Raw genomic sequence first — 4854 nt, forward strand, 5'->3', positions numbered from 1 at the left:
CCTACTCAAATATCCCGCAGCATCCCGCGGTTTCCTCCCTGGAGGTTTATTCAACGTCTGCCCGCTGGCGCCATCTCGCGGGCACGCTCATCGCGTATGGGCAGACGTCGAACAAACCTAAACCAAAGCTGACGTTCGAGGCATCGCTTGGCAACGACCGCTTCCGTCCCCCTGATTTGACCAACACTAACAAATATAACACCCAACTTTTGTTGGGCAGTTCGGACTTGCTCCGGCTATCCGCAACCCCACGCTTCAGTTACCGTTACAAAAATACAAGCCAAAGGGAGGGTCCTACATGCACATCGAATTCGTCGAGATCGCGAATTTCAGGAAGCTCTTGTCGGCACGCGTAGATCTGTCGGTCAAGACAACGCTGTTTGTCGGTGCGAATAACAGCGGTAAGACCTCAGCCATGTTGGCCCTACGTCGATTCCTAACGCCGCGCCGTTGTCCGTTCGATATCCATGACTTTACGGTGTGCCACTTACGGGCGCTCGTAGAGATCGGTGAAGCATGGCTTCAGGCGAACCAGGCTGGTAGCGTGGCAGACCTCGCCCTGGATCCCTGGGTGCATGCGCTTCCGGCCTTGGATTTGTGGCTGCAGGTCAAGGAAGACGAAGTCCACCGGGTTCGAGATTTGGTACCGCTCATGGAGTGGGCTGGCGGACGGCTGGGAGTGCGATTGCGCTACGAGCCCAAAGACCTCAATGCACTTTTCAAGGAGTACATCACCGCAGTCATCGAAGCCAATGCCATGCGCGAGGCAGCCGCAGCTGCCAAGGCCGCTGGCGCGGCGACTGGTCCCAAGTTGACGGTCTGGCCAGAATCGCTAGTCGACTTCCTCACCAAGCGGCTGAGCTCGATGTTTACAATCCGGGCCTATCCGCTGGATCCAGAGCTACTTGCCAACCCTGAAAAGCTTCGGGCACTGCCACAGACGCTTCCGTCATCAGCATTGCCGATCGAGGGTGATCCTCTCTGTGGCCTGATTAGAGTGCATGACATCCCCGCCCAGCGCGGCTTTGGCGAGATCCCGAGTGGGATCGGAGAAGAAGGCGAGCTGCAAACCTCGGCAGGCGGAACGCGGCTGTCAGAACAACTCAGAAGCTACTATGCCAAGCATCTGGATCCCGCCAAGGGGCCGGACCCCAGGGATCTGGAGGCTCTCCAAGCCATGGAGGCGGCTGAGGATGCATTCGACCTGAAGCTGACAGAGAGCTTCAGCGAATGCTTTACTGAGGTGGCAGGCCTAGGCTATCCGGGTGTCAGCGACCCACGGCCGCGCGTATCGACACGCTTGCGAGCGATAGATGGGTTAAACCATAGCGCTGCGGTCAATTTCGAGGTCGAAGTGGTTTCGGAAGCGGGCGCGGTCACTCCCCTCCTGCTACTTCCAGAGGGTAGCAACGGACTGGGCTATCAAAACCTTATCTCGATGATCTTCCGGCTGATGAGCTTCCGCGATGCCTGGATGCGCGTCGGCAAGGCGTCCAAAGGTATCGAGGCTGCAAGCATTGAACCGCTTCACCTAGTCCTAGTGGAGGAGCCTGAAGCTCACCTGCATGCGCAAGTGCAGCAAGTCTTCATCAAGAAGGCTTATGAGGTGCTGCGCAGACGCCCGGAGCTGGGCGAAAACGACGTATTGCGTACGCAGCTGATCGTCAGCACACACTCGAGCCACGTTGCGCACGAGACGCCCTTTGCGAGCTTGCGGTATTTCCGGAGGCTGCCGGCCGGTATGGTGGCCAAGGTACCGGTGTCGACGGTGATCAACCTGTCGCAGGTGTTCGGTGAGGAAACGGACACCGAGCGCTTCGTCACCCGATACTTGCGAGCACAGCACGCCGACCTGTTCTTCGCCGACGCAGCGATCCTCGTCGAGGGGCCGGCTGAGCGCATGCTCATCCCTAACTTCATTCGGGCGCACTACAAGGTGCTGCATCATAGCTACGTCACCTTGCTGGAGATTGGCGGTAGCCATGCCCATCGTCTGCGCCCGTTGATCGAACATCTTGGCCTGTTGACGCTGATCGTCACCGACCTGGACAGTCTGACGGGGACGGGGGGCACATCAGTCCAACCCGCTTTGGGCGCAGGCCAGAAAACCAACAACGCCACCCTCAAGACCTGGGTGCCAGTCCTGGACGACGTAGACGCCCTCATCGGCGCGCCGCCGGCGGCCAAGACGATCACGGATGCCGGCGACACCCTGTTCGCCGTGCGCGCGGCGTATCAGACACCCGTTGAGGTCACGATGCCGGGCGCCACCGCCAAGGAGACTGCCTATCCCTATACGTTTGAGGACGCACTCGTGTTCGAAAACGTGGGCTTCTTCGCCGCGTTTGCCGGCACGGGATTGACCGCCAAGTTTCAGAAAGCGATCGCTAATGGTGGCGGTGCGCCCGCGGTTGGTGCCAGCATGTATACCGCGCTAAAGGACGGCAAGAAGGCGGAGTTCGCGCTCGATGTCTTGATGGCGGACAACTTCAGCAATCTGAAAGTGCCGCAGTACGTCGCCGAGGGGCTGGAGTGGCTGCTAGAACAGATGAAGAAAAAGCAGGGGGAAACCTTGGCGACAGCGCCGGCTACGGCCGTTTTAATAGCCACCGCTGCGGGCCCAGGGCCAGGGGGCATGCCATGACGGCCGCTGACGATCAATTTGATGCCGAGGCTGATGCAACAATCATCGAGTGTCTTGACCTGGGCAAGCCAAGAAGCTTCTTCCTGTACGCAGGAGCTGGTTCTGGAAAGACACGGTCATTGGTCAGCGCCATCAGAAAAACGATTGATGGCGAGCACGGCCGGCAGTTGACTTTGACGGGTAAGAAGATTGGCGTCATCACCTATACCAATGCCGCTTGCGACGAAATCAAACAACGTCTCGAGTTTGACCCTCGGGTTGAGGTCATGACCATCCATGCGTTCTCATGGTCGCTTATAGAGGGCTTCAACGCCGACATCCGTCGGTGGATCGCTAAGAACCTTGAAGAGGAGATTGCTGAGCTTGAGGAGCAGCACAGAAAGGGACGTCCCAACACGAAAGTGGGCGTTGAACGGCTTCGATCCATGGAGAGCAAACGTCGCCGCCTGGCGCGTCTGGATTCCATCGTCAAATTCGTCTACAGCCCGACCAGTGACAATCGCACACGTGATTCTCTGAACCACTCAGAGGTCATTGCTATGACCGCCACCTTCCTGACCAGCAAACCTGGACTGAGGCGGATGTTGGTCAGTCGATGTCCGGTGTTGCTCATTGATGAGAGCCAGGACACGAACAAGGCACTCATGGACGCGTTCCTGCATTTGGAAGAAGAGTTTCATGGCAGATTCAGCCTGGGACTATTTGGCGACATGATGCAACGCATCTACTCTGACGGGAAAGACCGGCTGGAGAAGGCCATCCCGGCTAGGTGGGCCATGCCTCGCAAGCGAATGAACCACCGGTGCCCGTCCCGCATCATCAAGGTCATCAACAGCATCCGCCGCGATGTCGATGGCGAGGAACAAGTGCCACGCAGCGACGCTGAAAATGGCGTGGTTCGAGTCTTCATCGCACCCCAAGTGGGCGTCGATCCCTTCGCCATGGAAACGGCGGTGCGCCAGCGCATGATGACGATCGCCGGCGACCCGGCCTGGCAAAACTCGAACACCGTGAAGACGCTCGCCTTAGAACATCTGATGTCTGCACGGCGTTTCGGATTTGTGGAGTTCTTCGAGCCGCTTTGGGGTGTCGACAACCTCAGGACAAGTCTGCTCCAGGGCACCGGTGCGGGTCTTGGATTCTTCATCCGGGATGTGTTGCCGCTCGTTAAAGCGATTCGCGCCAACGACCGGTTTGGGGCAACGGCCATCATCAAGGCGTCATCGCCGCTTCTGGAACGCGCAGCGCTTCAAGAGGCTGGACCGAATCAGGTCGCGCAATTCGGCAAGGCCAAAACGGCATGTGACGGGCTTCTGGTGCTGATCACGGAAAATCCAGCGGTCACGGCTCAGGCAGTACTCGAGTTCATTGCGAAGACGGGTCTGTTTGCCATCCCGGATGTGCTGACTCCGTTCGTCCCCAGTGACGCCAAGGAGGTAGTTGCGGCCCAGGATAACGCTAGGCAGGGCGATCAGGTGGATGACATCGCGGACGGAGAAGCCATAGACACCAGCCCTGAATTGAGTGCTTGGAGCAAAGCGCTTGAAGCACCACTGAATCAGATCGAGCGCTATGACCTGTACGTGCGAGGACAGTCGCAGTTTGGGACGCATCAGGGCGTCAAGGGACTTGAGTTCCCACGCGTATTGGTGGTGATCAACGACGACGAGGCGCGGGGCTTTCTCTTTGCCTACGACAAGTTCTTCGGCACCAAGGAGAAGTCAAAGGCGGACCTTGAGAACGAAGCCGCCGGCCGAGAGACCGGTTCGGACCGCACCCGCCGCTTGTTCTACGTGACCTGTAGCCGAGCGGAGAAAAGCTTGGCCATCATCTACTACTCTCCCGATCCAGCGTTGGCTCGCGATGCCATACTTCAATACGGTTGGTTTGAAGAAGTCGAGGTTGAGCTGATCAGTTGATATACACCTCAGCATCCAATCATCTAGGTCTGCATTATTAGTGAATAGGCCACCGGCCGATTAAAGGCATGAAATATGGATATAGTGAAATTGAAAGGCAAGCTGACCATCGGAGATTCGCTGCTCAGCGGTCGTTCATAGGATGTTTCCTCACCGTCTGCTTAGGTTTAGGTTTGTTCGACGTCTGCCCATACGCGATGAGCGTGCCCGCGAGATGGCGCCAGCGGGCAGACGTTGAATAAACCTCCAGGGAGGAAACCGCGGGATGCTGCGGGATATTTGAGTAGGCGA

Annotated in this window: 2 protein-coding genes; both read left to right on the top strand. The window is 57.9% G+C overall.

Going from position 1 to position 4854, the window contains the following annotated elements; genetic code table 11:
• The first annotated feature begins 298 nt into the window (after window positions 1–298).
• Window positions 299–2644 (top strand): AAA family ATPase, encoded by a 2346-nt coding sequence (locus CSQ89_RS19925; protein ID WP_099407768.1) that lies wholly within the window; start codon window positions 299–301, stop codon window positions 2642–2644.
• Window positions 2641–4563, top strand: coding sequence for a UvrD-helicase domain-containing protein (locus CSQ89_RS19930; protein ID WP_099407769.1), 1923 nt, complete (start codon window positions 2641–2643; stop codon window positions 4561–4563). Before CSQ89_RS19925 ends, CSQ89_RS19930 begins: the two co-directional genes overlap by 4 nt.
• The last annotated feature ends 291 nt before the right edge of the window (window positions 4564–4854 follow it).

Source organism: Chitinimonas sp. BJB300 (assembly GCF_002735695.1).
Taxonomy (GTDB): domain Bacteria; phylum Pseudomonadota; class Gammaproteobacteria; order Burkholderiales; family Chitinimonadaceae; genus Chitinimonas.